This window comes from Bradyrhizobium sp. 26S5, assembly GCF_036923295.1.
Taxonomy (GTDB): domain Bacteria; phylum Pseudomonadota; class Alphaproteobacteria; order Rhizobiales; family Xanthobacteraceae; genus Bradyrhizobium; species Bradyrhizobium septentrionale.
This window is the reverse complement of record NZ_CP145948.1, coordinates 7,989,390-8,007,628: the sequence shown is the minus strand read 5'-3', so window position 1 is coordinate 8,007,628 and position 18,239 is coordinate 7,989,390. Positions and strand designations below refer to the sequence as shown.

Annotated in this window: 18 protein-coding genes; 8 read left to right on the top strand and 10 right to left on the bottom strand. The window is 64.8% G+C overall.

Features of this window, described 5'->3' with window-relative positions; genetic code table 11:
- The first annotated feature begins 6 nt into the window (after nucleotides 1-6).
- Genes V5279_RS37775 through uca form a run of 3 tightly spaced genes read left to right on the top strand, consistent with a single transcriptional unit; the run spans nucleotide 7 to nucleotide 5,033 of the window.
- On the top strand, nucleotides 7-852 hold the full coding sequence (locus tag V5279_RS37775; protein WP_338691995.1) for an urea amidolyase associated protein UAAP1: 846 nt from the start codon (nucleotides 7-9) through the stop codon (nucleotides 850-852).
- Nucleotides 849-1,487 (top strand): urea amidolyase associated protein UAAP2, encoded by a 639-nt coding sequence (locus V5279_RS37770; RefSeq protein WP_338691994.1) that lies wholly within the window; start codon nucleotides 849-851, stop codon nucleotides 1,485-1,487. Before V5279_RS37775 ends, V5279_RS37770 begins: the two co-directional genes overlap by 4 nt.
- Before the next feature lie 3 nt (nucleotides 1,488-1,490).
- Nucleotides 1,491-5,033, top strand: a complete 3,543-nt coding sequence (uca, locus tag V5279_RS37765; RefSeq protein WP_338691993.1) for an urea carboxylase — start codon at nucleotides 1,491-1,493, stop codon at nucleotides 5,031-5,033.
- Between the two features lie 18 nt (nucleotides 5,034-5,051).
- Here the strand turns inward: uca and V5279_RS37760 are convergent, their stop codons facing one another.
- Nucleotides 5,052-5,600: a hypothetical protein gene (locus V5279_RS37760; protein WP_338691992.1), complete on the bottom strand. Its 549-nt coding sequence runs from the start codon at nucleotides 5,598-5,600 to the stop codon at nucleotides 5,052-5,054.
- 164 nt (nucleotides 5,601-5,764) lie between these two features.
- Nucleotides 5,765-5,983, bottom strand: coding sequence for a hypothetical protein (locus tag V5279_RS37755; RefSeq protein WP_338691991.1), 219 nt, complete (start codon nucleotides 5,981-5,983; stop codon nucleotides 5,765-5,767).
- A gap of 22 nt (nucleotides 5,984-6,005) precedes the next feature.
- Here V5279_RS37755 and V5279_RS37750 point away from each other — a divergent pair, with 22 nt between their 5' ends.
- Nucleotides 6,006-6,968: an AraC family transcriptional regulator gene (locus V5279_RS37750; protein ID WP_338691990.1), complete on the top strand. Its 963-nt coding sequence runs from the start codon at nucleotides 6,006-6,008 to the stop codon at nucleotides 6,966-6,968.
- Between the two features lie 308 nt (nucleotides 6,969-7,276).
- On the opposite strand, the gene V5279_RS37745 is transcribed toward V5279_RS37750, so the two are convergent.
- From V5279_RS37745 to V5279_RS37725, 5 genes are all read right to left on the bottom strand, one after another.
- Nucleotides 7,277-7,972 (bottom strand): ABC transporter ATP-binding protein, encoded by a 696-nt coding sequence (locus tag V5279_RS37745; protein ID WP_338691989.1) that lies wholly within the window; start codon nucleotides 7,970-7,972, stop codon nucleotides 7,277-7,279.
- On the bottom strand, nucleotides 7,972-8,721 hold the full coding sequence (locus tag V5279_RS37740; protein ID WP_338691988.1) for an ABC transporter ATP-binding protein: 750 nt from the start codon (nucleotides 8,719-8,721) through the stop codon (nucleotides 7,972-7,974). The genes V5279_RS37745 and V5279_RS37740 overlap by 1 nt, the downstream gene beginning before the upstream one ends.
- Nucleotides 8,718-10,010, bottom strand: a complete 1,293-nt coding sequence (locus V5279_RS37735) for a branched-chain amino acid ABC transporter permease (protein ID WP_338691987.1) — start codon at nucleotides 10,008-10,010, stop codon at nucleotides 8,718-8,720. Before V5279_RS37735 ends, V5279_RS37740 begins: the two co-directional genes overlap by 4 nt.
- Nucleotides 10,007-10,954, bottom strand: a complete 948-nt coding sequence (locus tag V5279_RS37730) for a branched-chain amino acid ABC transporter permease (RefSeq protein WP_338691986.1) — start codon at nucleotides 10,952-10,954, stop codon at nucleotides 10,007-10,009. Before V5279_RS37730 ends, V5279_RS37735 begins: the two co-directional genes overlap by 4 nt.
- 184 nt (nucleotides 10,955-11,138) lie before the next feature.
- Nucleotides 11,139-12,377, bottom strand: a complete 1,239-nt coding sequence (locus tag V5279_RS37725; protein ID WP_338691985.1) for a branched-chain amino acid ABC transporter substrate-binding protein — start codon at nucleotides 12,375-12,377, stop codon at nucleotides 11,139-11,141.
- Nucleotides 12,378-12,918: 541 nt separating this feature from the next.
- Between V5279_RS37725 and V5279_RS37720 the strand changes: the two genes are divergently transcribed.
- Nucleotides 12,919-13,983 carry a ketopantoate reductase family protein gene (locus V5279_RS37720; RefSeq protein WP_338691984.1) on the top strand — a complete coding sequence of 355 codons (1,065 nt, stop codon included), beginning with the start codon at nucleotides 12,919-12,921 and terminating at the stop codon, nucleotides 13,981-13,983.
- Between the two features lie 139 nt (nucleotides 13,984-14,122).
- Nucleotides 14,123-14,317: a hypothetical protein gene (locus tag V5279_RS37715; protein ID WP_166210342.1), complete on the top strand. Its 195-nt coding sequence runs from the start codon at nucleotides 14,123-14,125 to the stop codon at nucleotides 14,315-14,317.
- 285 nt (nucleotides 14,318-14,602) lie between these two features.
- Here the strand turns inward: V5279_RS37715 and rnk are convergent, their stop codons facing one another.
- From rnk to V5279_RS37700, 3 genes are all read right to left on the bottom strand, one after another.
- Nucleotides 14,603-15,022 carry a nucleoside diphosphate kinase regulator gene (gene rnk, locus V5279_RS37710; protein ID WP_338691983.1) on the bottom strand — a complete coding sequence of 140 codons (420 nt, stop codon included), beginning with the start codon at nucleotides 15,020-15,022 and terminating at the stop codon, nucleotides 14,603-14,605.
- Between the two features lie 303 nt (nucleotides 15,023-15,325).
- Complete coding sequence (locus V5279_RS37705; RefSeq protein WP_338691982.1) at nucleotides 15,326-15,856, bottom strand: chromate transporter; 531 nt, start codon at nucleotides 15,854-15,856, stop codon at nucleotides 15,326-15,328.
- On the bottom strand, nucleotides 15,853-16,419 hold the full coding sequence (locus V5279_RS37700) for a chromate transporter (protein ID WP_338691981.1): 567 nt from the start codon (nucleotides 16,417-16,419) through the stop codon (nucleotides 15,853-15,855). The genes V5279_RS37705 and V5279_RS37700 overlap by 4 nt, the downstream gene beginning before the upstream one ends.
- Before the next feature lie 117 nt (nucleotides 16,420-16,536).
- Between V5279_RS37700 and V5279_RS37695 the strand changes: the two genes are divergently transcribed.
- Both V5279_RS37695 and V5279_RS37690 read left to right on the top strand, forming a co-directional pair.
- Nucleotides 16,537-17,451 (top strand): LysR family transcriptional regulator, encoded by a 915-nt coding sequence (locus tag V5279_RS37695; protein WP_414645969.1) that lies wholly within the window; start codon nucleotides 16,537-16,539, stop codon nucleotides 17,449-17,451.
- 195 nt (nucleotides 17,452-17,646) lie between these two features.
- Nucleotides 17,647-18,195, top strand: a complete 549-nt coding sequence (locus V5279_RS37690) for a carboxymuconolactone decarboxylase family protein (protein ID WP_338691979.1) — start codon at nucleotides 17,647-17,649, stop codon at nucleotides 18,193-18,195.
- Nucleotides 18,196-18,239: the final 44 nt, after the last annotated feature.

Here is an 18,239-nt window from a genome sequence, read left to right as displayed (position 1 = left end):
GCAACCATGATCCTCACAGAGGAACAGAAGGCCGAGGTCGCGGCGCATACCCGACGTTACAACGAGTTGAAGGCGGCGGGGCAGGAGCACGCGCCGCGTGCCCTGCCGCAGCCGACCTCGCGCGACGCCGCGCCGATCGCCACTGAGGCCATCATTCACCGGGAGACGATTCCGGCCGGCTGGTACTGGACGACGCGGCTGAACCGCGGCGAGGCACTGCGCATCGTGAACTCGTCAGGGACATCCACCGTCAGCCTGCTCGCCTGGAACAGCGCCGATCCGATCGAGCGGCTCAACCATGCCGACACCATCAAAGTGCAGTGGGCGGCGCGGCTGCAGAAGGGGCGGGTGCTGCTGTCGGACATGGGGCGCGCGCTGCTCGGCATCACCGAGGACACCAGCGCCGCGCATGATGCCGTGGTCGGCGGCTCGACCGCGGCGACCAACCAGGCGAAGTACGGCGACGGCAATTTCCGCAACACCCGCGACAATTTCATCCTGGCCGCCGCCAAGCTCGGGCTCGATCGCCGCGACGTCCACCCCTGCGTCAGCTTCTTTGCACCGGTCGCCATCGACGCGGAAGCCAAGTTTGTCTGGTCCGGCGCGCGCCGGCAAAAGGGCGATTTCGTCGATTTGCGTGCGGAGATGGATCTCTTGATCGCGCTGTCGAACTGTCCGCATCCGCTCGATCCGGCGGAAACCTATCCGCAAGCGAGCGTGGAGGTCGTGCGCTACCGCGCCGGTGCGCCCGCGGCCGACGATTTGTGCCGTACCGCGACCGCGGAGGCGATCCGTGCCTTTGAGAACAATGCGCTGTATTTCGGCGAGACCTTGGAAGGAGCCGTGCGATGACCACGCAATCCGCTCGCTCCGCCGGCCGCATCGTTCTCGACGCCGAAATTCCAGCACGCAAGCCGTGGTCGGCTGTCATCCGCAAGGGACAGACGCTGCGGATCACGGATACCCATGGCCAGCAGGCGGTCGATACGCTGTTTTATCGTGCCGACGACTATCAGGAACGCTACAGCGGCCAGGATACGCTGCGTGCGCAGGGCTCGGCCTATGTCGGCCTCGGCACGAAGATCATGTCCAACGAAGGCCGCGTGATGCTGCGCGTCACGGCGGACAGCTGCGGCCTGCACGACACGTCGGCGGGCGCCTGCTCCTGCGAAAGCAACACGGTGCGGTTCGGGCACCAGACCCGCTACCAGCACGCCTGCCGCGAGAACTTCGTGCTGGAGGCCGCGAAATACGGCATGTCGAAGCGCGACATCGTGCCGAACCTGAACTTCTTCATGAACGTGCCGATCGATCCCGCGGGCAATTTCACCGTGGTCGATGGCGTCTCCAAGCCGGGCGACGCGATCGAGCTGGTGGCCGAGATGGACGTGCTGTGCCTGATCTCGAACTGTCCGCAGATCAACAATCCCTGCAACGGTTTCTTCCCGACGCCGGTTCAGGTCACGATCTTCGAGCCGGAGGCGTGAGGCATGTTCAGCAAGGTCCTCATTGCCAACCGCGGCGAGATCGCCGCGCGGATCGGCAAAGCATTGCACCGCATGGGCATCGGCTCGGTCGCGGTCTATTCCGACGCCGACCGCTTCACGCGGCCGGTGCTCGACGCCGGCGAGGCGGTGCGGATCGGCCCCGCGCCGGCCGCCGAGAGCTATCTCAACGTCGATGCGATCATGGCGGCCTGTCTTGCGACCGGCGCGGAGGCGGTGCATCCCGGCTATGGCTTCCTGTCGGAGAATCGCCGCTTTGCCGAGCGGCTCGCCGAGCACGGCATCAAGTTCATCGGGCCCCGGCCTGAGCATCTCGACGCCTTCGGCCTCAAGCACAAGGCACGCGAGATCGCCGAGCGCAGCGGCGTGCCGCTGCTGCCGGGCTCCGGCCTGCTCGAGACCATCGATGAGGCGGTGCAGCAGGCTGACGTGATCGGCTTTCCCGTGATGCTGAAGAGCACGGCGGGCGGCGGCGGCATCGGCATGCAGCTCTGCCACGACATGGCGACGCTGCGCGAGAGATTCGAATCGGTGCAGCGCACCGCGCGGGCGAGCTTTGGCGACGCGCGAGTCTATCTCGAGCGGTTCGTTGCGCAGGCGCGCCACATCGAGGTGCAGATATTCGGCAACGGCAAGGGAGACGTTGTGGCGCTCGGCGAACGCGATTGCTCGCTGCAGCGGCGCAACCAGAAGGTCTTTGAGGAGACCCCTGCGCCGGGGCTTTCAGCAGACATCCGGCGGCGGCTGCATGCGGCGGCGGTCTCGCTCGGCAAGACGGTCGCTTACGAATCCGCCGGCACCGTGGAGTTCATCTACGACGTCGAGCGCGAGGATTTCTACTTCCTCGAGGTGAACACCCGTCTGCAGGTCGAGCATCCGGTCACCGAGCAGGTCTATGGCGTCGATCTGGTCGAATGGATGATCCGGCAGGCGGCCGGCGAGGATGTGCTGGGCCAAGCCGGCGCGCTCACGCCGAAGGGCGCGGCGATCGAGGTGCGGCTCTATGCCGAGAACCCGGGCGCCGGCTTCCGCCCCAGCGCGGGCCGCATGACGCAGGTCAGCTTTTCGCCGGACGCGCGGATCGACGGCTGGATCGAGACCGGCACGGAAGTATCACCGTTCTACGATCCGATGCTGGCCAAGATCATCGTGTCCGCCGAGACCCGCGAGGCCGCGATCGCGAAGCTGACGCAGGCGCTGGATGACACGGTCGTGGCCGGCATCGAGACCAATCTCGCCTATCTGCGTGCGATCGCGGCGTCGGACGTGTTCCGCAGCGGGCAGGTCGCGACCAGCGTGCTCGGCGCGTTCGCCTATCGTCCCCGCACCATCGACGTCGTCGCACCCGGCGCGCAGAGCGGGGTGCAGGAATTGCCCGGCCGCCTGCATCTCTGGCATGTCGGCGTGCCGCCGAGCGGTCCGATGGACGAACGGTCGTTCCGCCTCGCCAACCGTGTGGTGGGCAATCCGGAGACGACGACCGCGCTGGAGCTGACGGTCAACGGCCCGACCTTGCGCTTCAACACCGATGCGATCGTGGCGCTCTCGGGTGCGCGGATGAAGGCATCGCTCGACGGCGCCGAGGTTGCGTATCACGAGCCGGTCGCGGTGCGCGGCGGCCAGACGCTCGTCATCGGCAGCATTCAGGGCGCGGGCCAGCGCAGCTATCTCGCCGTGCGCGGCGGCATCGACGTGCCGGAGATTCTCGGATCGCGCGCGGTGTTTGCGCTCGGTGCCTTCGGCGGCCATGCGACGGGGTCGCTGAAGGCGGGTGACGTGCTGCATATCGGTGCCGAGACGTCGAGCCTTGCAGCCCCGCGACGCGCAGAGGAAAGCGAGCGGCCAGAGCTCGCGTCGGCTTGGCAGATCGGCGTGCTCTATGGCCCGCACGGTGCGCCGGACTTCTTCCTCGACGAGGACATCGAGACGCTGTTTGCGTCGAGCTACGAGGTGCACTTCAACAGCGCCCGCACCGGCGTGCGGCTGATCGGTCCGAAGCCGCGCTGGGCCCGCGCCGATGGTGGCGAGGCCGGACTGCATCCGTCGAACATCCACGACAACGCCTATGCGGTCGGCTCGATCGATTTCACCGGCGACATGCCGATCATTCTCGGCCCCGACGGGCCGAGTCTCGGCGGCTTCGTCTGTCCGGCGGTCGTCGCGCGCGACGAGCTCTGGAAGATCGGCCAGCTCAGGCCCGGCGACACCGTCCGCTTCGTGCCGGTGAAACGCGACGATCCGGTCGCCGGACCCACGGTGCTGCGGGCGCCCGAGCTCGGTTCGGCGGTGGTTGGACGTCATGATGACGGCCCGATCCCGGTGGTCTACCGGCGCGCCGGCGACGACAATCTGCTGGTCGAATACGGCCCGATGGAGCTCGACATCGCGCTCCGCTTGCGCGTGCATGTGCTGGCGCAGGCGCTCGAGGCGGAAAAACTCGGCGGCCTGATCGATCTGACGCCCGGCATCCGCTCGCTGCAGATCCATTATGACGGCACGACGTTGTCACGGCAAAAACTGCTCGACATGCTCAGGCGGATCGAGCGCGAATTGCCGCCGGTCGATGCGATGCGGGTGCCGAGCCGCACCGTGCATTTGCCGCTGTCATGGCGGGATCCGCAGGCCGAGCTTGCGATGCGCAAGTATCAGGAGCTGGTGCGGGCAGATGCGCCATGGTGTCCCTCGAATGTCGAGTTCATCCGCCGCATCAACGGGCTCGGCAGCGAGGACGATGTCCGCCGCATCGTGTTCGATGCGGACTATTTCGTGCTCGGCCTCGGCGACGTCTATCTCGGCGCGCCGGTGGCGACGCCGCTCGACCCGCGGCACCGGCTGGTGACCACCAAGTACAATCCAGCGCGGACCTGGACGCCGGAGAACGCGGTCGGCATCGGCGGCGCCTATATGTGCATCTACGGCATGGAAGGGCCGGGCGGCTACCAGCTGTTCGGCCGCACCATCCAGGTCTGGAACAGCTGGCGCACGACGCGGGTGTTCGAGCCTGGTCATCCGTGGCTGTTGCGGTTCTTCGACAAGATCCGCTTCTTCCCGGTCGACGCCGATGAACTGCTCGACGCCCGCGCCGCATTCCCGCACGGGCAATACGACGTCAGGATCGAGCAGGGCGAATTCTCCTACGCCGACTATGCCAAGACATTGACGGAAGCGCGCCCATCGATCGCGGCGTTCAAGGCAACCCAGCAGGCAGCGTTCGATGCCGAACGCCAGCGCTGGCGCGAGATGAAGCTCGACGAGGCGCCAGTGGAGTCGATCGATGCGGGTGCCGTCGCGACGGGTATTCCCGACGGCCAGATCGGCGCCTTCTCGGAGGTGCCGGGCAACATCTGGAAGATCCTGGTCGAGGAGGGCACCGCGGTTGTGGCCGGCGATGTGCTGGCCATCATCGAGTCGATGAAGATGGAGATTAGCGTGCTCTCGCCGGCAGCGGGCTGGATTGCATCGGTGCCGGTGAAGCCCGGGCAGACGCTGCGCGCGGGGGATGTCGTGGCGTTGATCCGGCCGGGTTAGGTGGGTACGCCTGCTGCGCTATTCCTTGGGATCGGCGGGCGGGACGAGCGGAGGCGGCGGCTCGACGTCTTTCTCGAGCCGCCGCCAGCCCTTATAATCATACTCGCCATCCCATCGATGGACTGGCCACCAACAGGCGGTGCAGCGAAAGACCCCCCTTGCGGCAGCGCGAACCTGCACGGCCTCGTAAACGAACTTGCAAGCCTCGCAGGTAAACGCCACAGTGCTTGAAGCTTCGGCCTTTAGCGGCGCCAACTCCGGACTATCGGGGAAAGTGGTTGAAGAGGCGTCACTCGCAATAGGTGGGGGCGGGCGCTGAGAGACATCCGGTTCGACTGCGGCATCGGTATGAGTCGCCATTGACGCATGGTGCTTTAACAGCCGATCGATCTTCATCCTTACGCGGCGTGCCGCCAGCAATCCTAAAACTGCCTGGACCTTGCCCGTGAAGTTGCGATCGCCGATGAAGAACGAGTAATGCCAAGTGCCCGGAGCTCCGGCTTCGGTGATCAGGTAATGAATTGATCGATGAATTCCGCTCTGTTGAGCACGTCCTTGTCCGGCCACGACTTAGCTCATATGGCCGCTCGTACTGGCGTCAATCACCCGTTCCACCTGAAGTTTTTCCCGATCCATGACCGCGCCCATCATAAGTTCACCCTTGCGCGGGCCCGGTTGGAGCCAACTGCCGTCGGTTCAAGGCAGAAATGGAACGGCCGCGAAGCAATCGGCTAGATGATTTGCCTCCCCAACGTCTTGTGATCCTGGGTCATTTGATTGCGAGATCTTGTCAGGCTGGATGCCTCGAACGGATGGGCTTGTTTGACATAGGTCAAAATGCGGTGCTCGAAGCCCTCGACGTTTGGCGATAACACAGTTCGGTGCCGGATGAAGATCGCCAAACGCCTTGCAAGCACCTTGCCATCGATACCAAGCTCTGCCGGGGGCATAGCGCGTCTCGCATGTGCCCGAATGCGGGATGCACAAATTGAGCTGGCTCCGATCGTGTCAGCCGCAGGCCTGACAATCGACGATGTTGAAGACCGCAAGCGCCGCATCGACGCGCGAGCACAGATAAGACTGCTTGAGCTAGCTGCCAGGGAATTGCAGGACGACTGCTTTGGTTTCCATTTGGCTCAAGGCTTCGAACTGGGGGAGATCGGGCTTCTGTACTACGTCATGGCTTCATCGGAGCACCTCGGTGACGCCCTGCAAATTGGGGGACGTTACTGCGCGATCAACAACGAGGGGGTGCGGCTACGGGCGTCTCTGGAGCGCGGATTCGCCATCGGATTCGAATATGTCAACATCGACAGGTCGTCAGATCGCCACCATGCGGAATTCTGGCTGATTGCGCTTCTCCGTATCTGCCGCGCGCTGACTGACGGCAGGCTGGCCCCAATGCAAATCAAACTGAAGCACTACAGACGAGAAACACCCTTGGATGTCCGATCTCTCCTCGGATGCGACATCGAATTCGCAGCGGACAGGGATGAGATGCTGTTTCCTTCCCAGATCGCCGCGTTACCCTCCGTGGGAGCTGATTTGCATCTCAACAAGATATTGCTTCAGTATGCCGACGAAGCGCTGAGCAACCGGGCATCCAGACGGACCAGCGTGCGGTCTCGGGTCGAAGACCAGATCGCCCAGCTGCTACCGCACGGCAAAGCCAACGCTGAGGAAGTCGCGCGCCGTCTTGGCATGAGCCGGAGAACTCTCGCTCGGGCCCTGTCGTCTGAGAGTGTGGGCTTTTCGAATGTCCTCGAGGCGTTTCGAATTGCACATGCGCGCCGTTATCTCGAAGAAGCAGAACGGCCGATTTCCGAGATCGCATGGCTATTGGGCTACAGCGAGCTCTCTTCCTTCACACATGCTTTCGTCCGTTGGACCGGCGTCACGCCAAAGGCGTACCGTGCTTCGAACGACGTTCAGTGATCGGCTGACACAAAGCCTCAAATACCTGGCACAGGATAACAAGACTTGGCGGATCGTATTCCGCTAGGCGAGTGCCATGCGTTCAAGCTTCTTGTCTCGACTCGCGCTTCGCTGGTGCCGCGCTAGGGACGCGGTGTTCGGCTTCATGAGCAAGGACGACTGGCTGTTCCTGGCTTCGATAATTTTGTTTCACAGCCTCTTGATTGCGCTGATTTGGGTCGTGTTCGTGAATTGACCCGGTATCGCGACGCCGACATTCGTGGATTCTGCGAGGACCACGGCAGGCTGGCCCGGCCGGGCGTCCCGCCTCACACCTCCAGCCATTCCTCGCGAATGGCGGCGTTGGACTTGAGCTGGTCGGGGGTCCCTTCGAACACGACGCGGCCGTGGCCCATGATGTAGACCCGGTTCGAGATCTTCATCGCGATCGACAGCTTCTGCTCGACCAAAAGGATCGCGACGCCGGCTTTCGCGATCCGCGCGATCAGCTCGCCGACCTGCTGCACGATCAGCGGCGCCAGCCCTTCGGTCGGCTCGTCGATCATCATCAATTCGGGGTCGCCGAGCAGCGTGCGGCAGGTGGTCAGCATCTGCTTCTCGCCGCCGGACAGCACGCCCGCCGGCGTGTCGGCGCGCGCGGCGAGGTTCGGGAACATGTCGAGCATCTCCTGCAGCCGCCACTTGCCGGGGCGGCGCGGGTCCTTGATGCCGAGGATCAGGTTCTGTCGCACCGTCAAGCCCGGAAAGATGTCGCGATGCTCCGGGACATAGCCGAGGCCGAGGCGCGCGATCTTGTGGCTCGGGAGCCCTGCGATGTCCTGGCCCTTGAAGCGGATGGTGCCCTGCGGCGGCACCTCGCCCATGATCGCCTTGACGGTGGTGGAGCGGCCGACGCCGTTGCGCCCGAGCAGGCTGACTACCTCGCCGGCTGCGATGTCGAGATCGACGCCCTGCAAAATGTGGCTCTTGCCGTAATAGGCGTGGAGATTCCTGACCTCGAGCATCAGTCAACCTCCTCGCCGAGATAGGCTTCCTTGACCTTCGGGTTGCCGCGGATTTCCTCCGGCGTGCCGGAGGCGATGATGTGGCCGTAGACCAGGACCGAGATGCGGTCGGCGAGGCCGAACACCACGCTCATGTCGTGCTCGACGATGACGAGCGTGCGTCCCTCGGTGAGGCGGCGGATCAGCGCGACGGCGCGCTCGGTCTCGGCGTGGCTCATGCCCGCGGTAGGCTCGTCCAGCATGATGACGCTGGCGCCGCCGGCGATCGTGATGCCGATCTCGAGCTCGCGCTGCTCGGCGTAGGTGAGCAGGCCCGCCGGCACGTCGCGGCGATGGCTGAGATGGATGTCGTCGAGGATCTGCGCGGTACGCTGTCTCACCTCGGGCAGATTGTCGACATTCTTCCAGAACGCGTAGCGGTGGCCGGTCGCCCACAGCACGGCGCAGCGGACGTTCTCCCACACCGTCATGCGGGCGAACACGTTGGTGACCTGGAACGAGCGCGACAGCCCGCGCCGGTTGATCTCGAACGGCCGCAAGCCCGAGGTCAGCTCGCCGTTGAGGCGAATCTCGCCCGAGGTCGGCTTGATGTGGCCGCTGATCAGGTTGAAGGTCGTCGACTTGCCGGCGCCGTTCGGGCCGATGATGGCGTGGCGCTCGCCCTTGGCGACGCTCAGATTGAGATCGCGGATGATGGCGACATTGCCGAAGCTCTTCTCGACGGCGTTGACTTGGATGGCAGCGGTCATGCCAGATACCCCCGATCACGGGCCACCGTCGCGGCACGATCCCAGGCCTCGGCGACGCGCCGCCAGGTGATGCGCGCGACCAGGAAGCCGCCGACGACGAGAACCGCGGCGGCCGCCCAGGTCGTCGGCGCGGTCGGGACGAAGGCAATGCCCAGGAGGTTGATCGCGTCGCCGCTCGCGAAGCGGGCGACGGTTTCGATGGTCAGGATGATACCGAGCACCAGGGCAAGTGTCGGGATCGCCGCGACCAGGTAGGACGGGATCACGGTGCCGAGGGTGCCGGCGCGGATCAGCGGACGGTGCTTCATCAGGATGCCGGCGATGCCGCCCGGCGCGAACATCACGATGACGATGAAGATAATGCCGAAATAGAGCTGCCAGACCGAGGTGACGTTGCTCAGCCCGAGCTGCAGATAGGTCACCAGGATGGCGCCGAGGATCGGACCGAAGAAATAGGCGGTGCCGCCGATGAAGGCGGCGAACAGCACCAGGCCCGACTGCGTCGCGCCGAGATAGGCGGAGTTCGCGATCTCGAAATTGATCGCGGCGAGCCCGCCGGCGATGCCGGCGAAGAAGCCAGCGAACATGTAGGCGAGATAGCGCACCACATGCGGATCGTAGCCGATGAACTGAACGCGCTCCGGATTGTCGCGCACCGCGTTGCAGATGCGCCCGAGCGGCGTGCGGGTCAGCGCGTACATCGCGATCGCCGAGATCAGCACCCAGAACGCGATCAGATAGTAGACCTGAATCTGCGGCCCGAAGGTCCAACCGAACATCGGCATCAGGGCGGTGCGGTCGGTGGTGATCCCGGATTCGCCGCCGAACACGCTGCGCAGGATCAGCGACGACGAGGCCACCAGTTCACCGATGCCGAGTGAGATCATCGCAAACACGGTGCCGGCGCGCTTGGTCATGACCCAGCCGACCACCAACGCGAAGGCCATGCCGCCGATGCCGCCGACCAGCGGGATCACCGGCAGCGGGATCGGCCAGTTGTGGCTGGCGACCGCGTTCATGGCGTGGACCGCCAGGAAGCCGCCGAGGCCGTACTGCACCGCATGTCCGAACGACAATAGCCCGGTCTGGCCGAGCAGGATGTTGTAAGACAGCGCGAAGATGATCGCGATGCCGATCAGGCTGAACGAGGTCAGCGAGCCGCCGGAGGAGAAGATCAGCGGCAGCACGACGAGCGCTATGGCGGCGAGCAGCCAGACACCATAGAAGCCGAGGGCGCCGCTGGACTCTTCCTTGGCAACGGCGGGAGCGGGGGTCACAGCGTTCGTCATGACTCGCGCGTCCCCAGTAGGCCCATGGGGCGGAAGATCAGGACCAGCACCAGCAGCACATAGGGCAGGATCGGCGCGATCTGCGCGATCGTGACGTTCCAGATATCGGTGAGCGGCGAGGCGCCAAGGCTCGGGTCGAGCGGGCCGAACACGCTGGCAAGCGAGCCGTTCAACGCGACCGCAAAGGTCTGGATCAAACCAATTAACAGCGAAGCGATGAAGGCGCCGGGCAGCGAGCCGAGGCCGCCGAACACGATGACGACGAACAGGATCGGGCCAAGCAGCGCGGCCATGTCGGACTGCGTCACCAGCGAGGGACCGGCGATGACGCCGGCAAGACCGGCAAGCGCGCTGCCGACGCCGAAGACCAGCATGAAGATACGCCCGACATTGTGGCCGAGATGGCCGACCATGCTCGGATGGGTCAGCGCGGCCTGCACGATGAGGCCGACCCGCGTCTTCTTCAGCGTGACCAGGAGCGCGATGAAGATCACGACCGAGACCACCAGCATGAAGATCTTGTAGGCGGGGTAGTTGGTGGAGAATATGGTGAAGGCCGGAAAGTCGAGCGCCGCCGGGACCCGGTAGTCGACCGGGCTCTTGCCCCAGATCATCGAGACGATCTCTTCGATCGCGAAGGCGAGACCGAAGGTCAGCAGCAGTTCGGCGACATGGCCATGCTTGTGGGTGTTGCGCAGGCCGTAGCGCTCGACGCCCATGCCGACCACGCCGACCAGCAGCGGTGCGATCACCAGCGCCGGCCAGAAGCCGATCCAGCGCGTGAGCTGAAAGCCGAAGAATGCGCCGAGCATGTAGAAGCTCGCATGCGCGAAGTTGAGCACGCCCATCATGCTGAAGATGACGGTCAGCCCGCTGGACAACAGAAACAGCAGCATGCCGAACAAGACGCCGTTGAGCGTCGAGATGACGATCAGCTCAGCCATGGCGCACCCGCTGAAAACTCGAACGGTTCACGAGAGAAAGGACCTGTCGAACGAAATGAACTGCCTGTCATTCCGGGGCGCTCGCGTCAGCGAGCGAACCCGGAATCTCGAGATTCCCCGGTGCGCAGTTGCGCACCTGCGGTCTGGTGCTTACGCACCATCCCGGAATGACTGAAATAGCCGATCAGGGCCGCTTCATGTTGCAGGTGGTCGGAAGCATCGTCTGCGCGGTGTCGATCTTAGAGACAATGCGCCAGCCCCAGCCAGTGTTTTCCTCGTCGTAGGGCTCCTTGGCCTTGTCGGCCAGCGAGCCGAACGAGGAGATATAGATCGGCTGGAAGAACTGGTGGTCGTCCTTGCGCATGAAGCCTTCGCCGCCGTCGAACACGTCGAACTTCATGCCCTCGAGCGCGGCCGCGACCTTGACGGGATCGATCGAGTTGGCCTTCTCGGCGGCCGCCTTGAACATCCGCATCTCGTTGACCGCGCGCGGATACCACACGGAAATGCCGGTCTTGGCGCGGAAGTCCTTCTCGAAATCCATCGCCGCCTTGTTGCCGGAGTTCGGCACGCCTTCGCTGATCTGGAACACCTGGTTCTCGAGGCCGGTCTGCTTGATCGCGGTCGGTCCGCCGGCACCGCCGGCATAATAGGTGTACCAGTTGACCTTGAGGCCGGCGTCGGCCGCCGCCTTCAAGAGCAGTGCGAAGTCCTGTCCCCAGTTGCCGGTCACGACGCTGTCGGCGCCGGACGCCTTGATCTTGGCGATGTAGGGCGAGAAGTCGGTGACCTTGAGCATCGGGTGCAATTCGTCGCCGACGACCTCGATGTCCGGTCGCTTTTCACCCAGCATCTTGCGCGCCTGTGATCGCACCGACTGGCCGAACGAATAGTCCATGTTGATCAGATAGACCTTCTTGATGGACGGCAGCCCCTTCATGTAGCTGGTCAGCGCTTCCATCTTGATGTCCGAGTTCGCATCCCAGCGGAAGTGCCAGTAGCTGCACTTTTCGTTGGTCATGGCCGGATCGACCGCGGCGTAGTTGAAGTAGAGCACTTCCTTGCCGGGGTTGCGCGAATTGTTCTTGGTGACGAAATCCTCGAGCGCCGCACCGACCGACGAGCCGTTGCCCTGGGTGATGTAGCGGATGCCGGCGTCGACCGCCTTCTGCGCCTGCACCAGGCTTTCCTGCGGATTGGTCTTGTTGTCGAGCGGAACGATCTCGACCTTGTGGCCAAGGATGCCGCCCTTGGCGTTCAATTCGTCGGCGAGGTACTGAAACGTCTTCAGGCCGCCTTCACCAACGCTCGCACCGCCGCCGGAGAGCGGATCGATATAGCCGATCTTGATGTTTTCCTGCGCGAAGGCCGCGCCGCCAAGCATCAGGAAGGCCGCAGCCACGGCAAAGGGAAGATGACGCATATCCTGTCGTTTCCTCGTTGAAGATTGACTTTGATTGAAGTTTGTTTTGCTGATCGTTGCAGCGCAACAGCGCGGCGATACTGCGCGAATGCCCACGCATTGACAAGTCTGGTTCGGGCATGGCTTGTGCCCGACCATCCGGAAAAGTGAGCAAGCGCTCGGTAAATAGTGCAACGCACGTGCTTCATCCCGTGGTGCGGGATAACGCCTCGCGCGATCTCGATAGGCGTTAGACCTAAGTCGCTGTTCCCGACCGATTTCACCGATTGGGTGATTAACGTCTCCGATCAGGATGGTTGCGCCGGGCGCCGATCGCCGCCGTCAACCCGCGTCTCGAGCGGCGCGATTGTCGCACCCCTCATTGTCGCGCCCTTGCACTTTGTGCTGGACACCGGCGTGGCTTGCGGTAAGGGGTTGCTTCCGTGGTATACCACGGCCTGGCATTCTCCGTTGTCCGCCAAGTGCGGACCGGCGGCAGTCACCCGGACGGGTCTGGCTCGGGCGTTGAGAGACTTCCAGCATTGGCTTTGAAAGAGAGAGCATGGCGCGCAACATTCTGATTTTGGGAGCTTCCTACGGCTCCCTGCTGGGGACCAAGCTTCTGATGGCGGGTCACAACGTGACCCTGGTGTGCCGGAAGAACACGGCCGACCTGATCAACCGCGACGGCACCGAGGTCCGCATCAAGCTGCGCGACGAAAAGGAGCACCGCTCGATCTTCTCGCGCGATTTGCCGGGCAAGCTCGACGCCGTGACACCAGCCGATGTCGACGTGTCGCGCTACGACATGGTTGGGCTCGCGATGCAGGAGCCGCAATACACCAACCACACGGTTCGCGTGCTGATGATCAAGATCGCGGCGGCGAAGCTGCCCTGCCTGTCGATCATGAACATGCCGCCTTTGCCCTATCTGAAGCGGATTCCCGCGCTCGCCGGCATGAACCTCGAGGAGGCCTACACCAACGCGCAGGTGTGGGAGCGCTTCGAGCCGGGACTGGTGACGCTCTGCTCGCCGGATCCGCAGGCCTTCCGTCCGCCGGAAGAGAAGGCCAACGTGCTGCATGTCGGCCTGCCGACCAACTTCAAGGCCTCCGCCTTCGCCGACGACAAGCACAACAAGGTGCTGCGCGAGCTGGAAGCCGAGATCGACGCGGTGACGCTCGACGGCCAGGACGTGCCGGTGAAGCTGAAAGTGTTCTCGTCGCTGTTCGTGCCGCTGGCGAAGTGGTCGATGCTGCTGACCGGCAATTATCGCTGCATCACGCCGAAGGAGCCGCAATCGATCCGCGACGCCGTGCACGGCGACCTGACGCGCTCGCAGGCGATCTACGACCATGTCGATTCGATCGCGCGCCAGCTTGGCGCCGATCCTGCTGACCAGGTGCCGTTCGCGAAATACGCCAAGGCGGCGGAAAGCCTGCTCAAGCCGTCCTCGGCGGCCCGTGCGGTCGCCGCCGGCGCGCCGTTCATCGAGCGCGTCGACCTCTTGGTGAAGTTGATCTCGCACCAGCTCGGCAAGCCCAGCGCCGAGATCGACCGCACCGTCGAGACCGTCGATCAGAAGCTGAACGAGAAGATCGTGCAGGGCGGCTCCGGCGCGGAGTGACACGCGCATCGATGGCGGGGGCGATAGCGCCCTCGCCATGCACCGGCGATCGGTAAAACGTAAAACGCGGTTCCCAAAAGCATGGCTCGGCCGATCCAGCTGAGGTAGGCTCGCGCAGTTGCGGTTGGGAGCCACGGACATGCCGATCAAATCGCTTCCTCTCCTTGCAATCTACGGCGACCTCGACCGCGCGCGCGACATCATGCGCGCCTGGCAGCCGCTCGATCAGCTTTCCCCCGATACGGCCGAGATCGTCGTGAAAGCGATCGCCGAAGGCATCGCACGCGGCCGCCGGCACGGTCTCGAGATGGGCCAGTGCCATCTCGCGGCGTGAGTAGCAGCGCGATGCGCTCGCGTATCCGACTCGATCTTGTGAGGTGAGCACACTTCTCAGGCTCCCTCCCCCCCTTGCGGGGAGGGTGAGGAGAGGGGTGGCCCCGGGCGCGATGATTTGTGTGCACGTCGCTATCGCAACGCCGATCGCGTGCCGTTCAAGATTGAGCCGAGAGAGTGTGCCGTGTGGCACCCCTCTCCCCAACCCCCCGCAAGGGGGGAGGGAGCTCTTCCGTTGGTGGCTCCCTTACGTCGACGGGCCGTTGCACTTGGCGAAGCCGCGCCGCTAGCCGTGATGCCTCACAGCCAAAATCGTCACCGAACGCGTCTGGTGGCTCGGGGTCTGAAAATCGATGGTCTGTCCGACCGAGAGCCCGATCAGCGCGGCGCCGACCGGCGTCAGCACCGAGATGCGCCGGAGCGCGATGTCGGCTTCGTGCGGGTACACCAGCACGACCTCCCTGACGTCGCCGGTCTCGTCGTCGCGATAGCGCACGAGCGAGCCCATACGGACCACGTCGGGCAACTCGGCATCATCGGCGACGAGCTGCGCCCGGTCGGTCTCGCGCGCGAGGAACTCGGCCACGCTGGGAAACACCGCCATGCTGGAATCGGCCAGCACGCTGAGGCGATGCGCCTCGCTCGCGGTGATCACGATCGGCGGCAACGCAGGGGCGGTAAAGCTAGTCTGAATGGTTCTGGTCATGTTGGCTTGACCTTGCGATTGATCGGGGGTGCGCGCAGATGCCTCGCGCGACGCGACGGACCGAAATGATTTTGATGACGTTATGATTTTTGGGTGACGCTGAGAATCCGGACGGCGCGCAATCGCCGGCCGGCTAATTGCCTGCGTGCAGACGTCCGGCGCGCAATCCGAGGCGCGCAATGCGGGTGTCGATGCTCAACATGTCGATCATGGCACCATCAACATAACCGCTGGTGACGCCGCATCCATTGCGGCGAAAGCGCGCATGTGCTGCGGGGAATGGCGCGCTATCGCTGTAAGGCGTCAGGGCTGGCCGATGCCGGTGAGGCCGAGCGCAGCGCCAGCGGCGAGCGCGAGCAGCGGATGGATGCGGGTCGTCGTGGTGGCGATCGCGACCAGAGCCGCGATCAGGGCCGTGCCCCAGCCTGAGACCGAGGTGTGGGTGATGACAATGGCGCTCGCGGTGACGAGGCCGGCGGTGACAGGCACGAGCCCGCCCTGCACGGTGCGTCGCCAGGGCCGGTCCTTGAAGCGCTCCCAAAGCCGGAGCGCGAAGCCGGTGACCAGCGACGACGGCCCGAACTTGGCGAGCGAGGTCACCAGCACGCCGGAGAAGCCGGCGACATGCCAGCCAACCAGCGGGACCACCATCATGTTCGGTCCAGGTGCGGCCTGCGCCAGCGCGAACAGCGCGCCGAATTCCTGCGCCGTCATCCAGTGATGGATGTCGACCACCTGACGCTGCATCTCCGGCAGGATGGTGTTGCCGCCGCCAAAGGCGAGCAGCGAGAGCTGGGCGAAGATCAGTGCGAGCGTGACGAGGGTTCCGCTCATGACGCCTGCCTCGATCGGAGAAAGATGCTGAGCGGTGCAAGCGTCAGCAGCGTCGGCAGCAGCGGCAACCTCAACACCGCGATCGCGAGCACGCAGAGCGCGCCGATGAACAGACCGAGGACATCACGCCGCAACGGCCAGGCGATCTTGATCGCGGTGGAGATCAGGAGACCGGCCGCGGCGGCAGCCAGGCCGCCGAACAGATGGCGGACCACGGGATCGTTCGCGAAGCGGCCATAGATCACGCCGAGGCCGATCACGACCGCGGTCGGCACCGCGATCAGGCCGAGGATCGACGCGAGCGCGCCGGGAATGCCGCGAAATTTCAAGCCCACCGCAACCGACATGTTGATGATGTTGCCGCCGGGCAGGAATTGGCAGAGCCCGAGCAGGTCGGTGAACTCGGCGCTGGAGAGCCAGCCGCGCTTCTCCACCATCATGTGCCGCGCCAGCGGCAGCACGCCGCCGAAGCCGGTCAGGCCGAGGATGAAGAAGCCCATGAACAACTCGCCGACATCGGGCGCCTCGTGCTTGGTGGTGAGGGTGGCGGGTGCTGCATCCATCGGCGCATCGGCTCCGTTTCTTGTCGTGTTCGATCCGAACCTAGTTTGCGATGCTCCAAATATCAAATATATGGATCAGGTAATTGTCATATATTCTAGATATGGATGCATCCGATGATCGAGCTGCGCCATCTCCGCTATGCCGTCGCGGTGGCCGAGGAAGGTCACATCACCCGCGCCGCCGCGCGGCTCGGCATCCAGCAGCCGCCGCTGAGCCAGCAGATCCGCGCGCTGGAGACCGCAATCGGCGCGCCGCTGTTTCGCCGGCACCCGCGCGGGGTCGAGCTGACCGCCGCCGGCCGCGCCTTCGTCGACAGGGCGCGCGCGATCCTGCGCGACGCCGACCTCGCCGTGGAGGCCGCGCGGCGGGCGAGCCGCGGCCAGGAAGGCCAGCTTGCGATCGGCTTCACCTCTTCGGCCGCCTTCCATCCCTTCGTCACCGGCGTGATGCGCGAAATGCGCGAGCGTGCGCCGGCGATCACGCTCTCGCTCGAGGAGGCTTCGACCGGCGAGCTGATCGAGGCCGTCGAGGCCGACCGGCTGGATGCCGCCTTCGTGCGCTCGCCGAGCGAGCGGCTTGAGAATTTGACGATCACCCATCTGCTCGACGAGGAGATGCTGGTTGCGCTGCCAGACCATCATCCGCGCGCCCGCAAGGACACGCGCCGCCGGATTGCACTGGCTTCGCTCGCCGACGAGCCGCTGATCCTCTACCGCCGCCCGACCGGGCCGGGCCTCTATGACAGCATCATCGCCGCCTGCCGCGCCGCGGGCTTCAGCCCGAAGGTGGCGCAGGAGGCGACGCGGATGGTGTCGACGCTCAGCCTCGTCGCGGCGGGGCTCGGGATTTCGATCGTGCCGGAATCGATGGCGCGGCTGGAGACCGCGGGCGTGTCCTATCTCCGCCTTGATCGCGCCGCCGGCCTGGTCGCGCCGCTCGCGCTGGCCCGCAAGAAGGGCCCCGCCGGCGGCACGCTGGGCCGCCTGCTCGGCATTGTGACGCGGCGGGTAAAGGACCGTGCCGGGGTTTGAGAGAGTGTTGCGCGACGTAGCTGAGCGTCAACGCAGGCCCCGCGGATGGCGCGGAATGTGGGGTGTTTGGCGAACGCTGGCGTCTGGGCGCAGCTAGATCACCTGCATCGAACCCGGTTGCCCGCACGCTGGTCGCAACAGCTCAGCTGCACGCCGAGGCCTCGGGGTCGATCAACACAGCGAAAGGCAATTCCGATGGCACGTTTTCCGGTCCATACGCGCGACTCCGCGCCTGAAGCCTCCAGGCCCGCGTTGCGCGACGTCGAGGCGCGGTTTGGCATGATCCCCAACCTTGCGGCGGCGATGGCGACGTCGCCCGTGCTCATCCAGAGCTTCATCGGCATCTTCGACAAGGTTCACAGCGGCAGCTTCACCGAGCAGCAGATCCAGACCGTGCTGCTCACCGACGCGGTGACCAATGGCTGCACCTGGGCGGTCGCGCTGCATTCCGCGCTCGGCTTGCAGGCCGGTCTTGCTCCGGCCGATGTCGAGGCGATGCGTGCCGGCCGCTCGCCTGCCGACAAAACACTCGGTGCACTCTCGACGCTGGCGAGGTCGCTGATCGAAAAGCGCGGGCGGCTCGGCGACGAGGAGATCGAACGATTCCTGGCGGCCGGGTTCTACAAGGACCTCGTGCTTGAAGTGATCACCATCGTGGCGGCATCGACCATCACCAACTACACCGGCAGCGTGACCAACCCGCCGCTGGAGGCCGCATTGCAGGCGCATGCCTGGAATGGCTGAGCCGATCTCGCCTGAGCGCCGAGCACTGCACGCCGGCCCCCGAG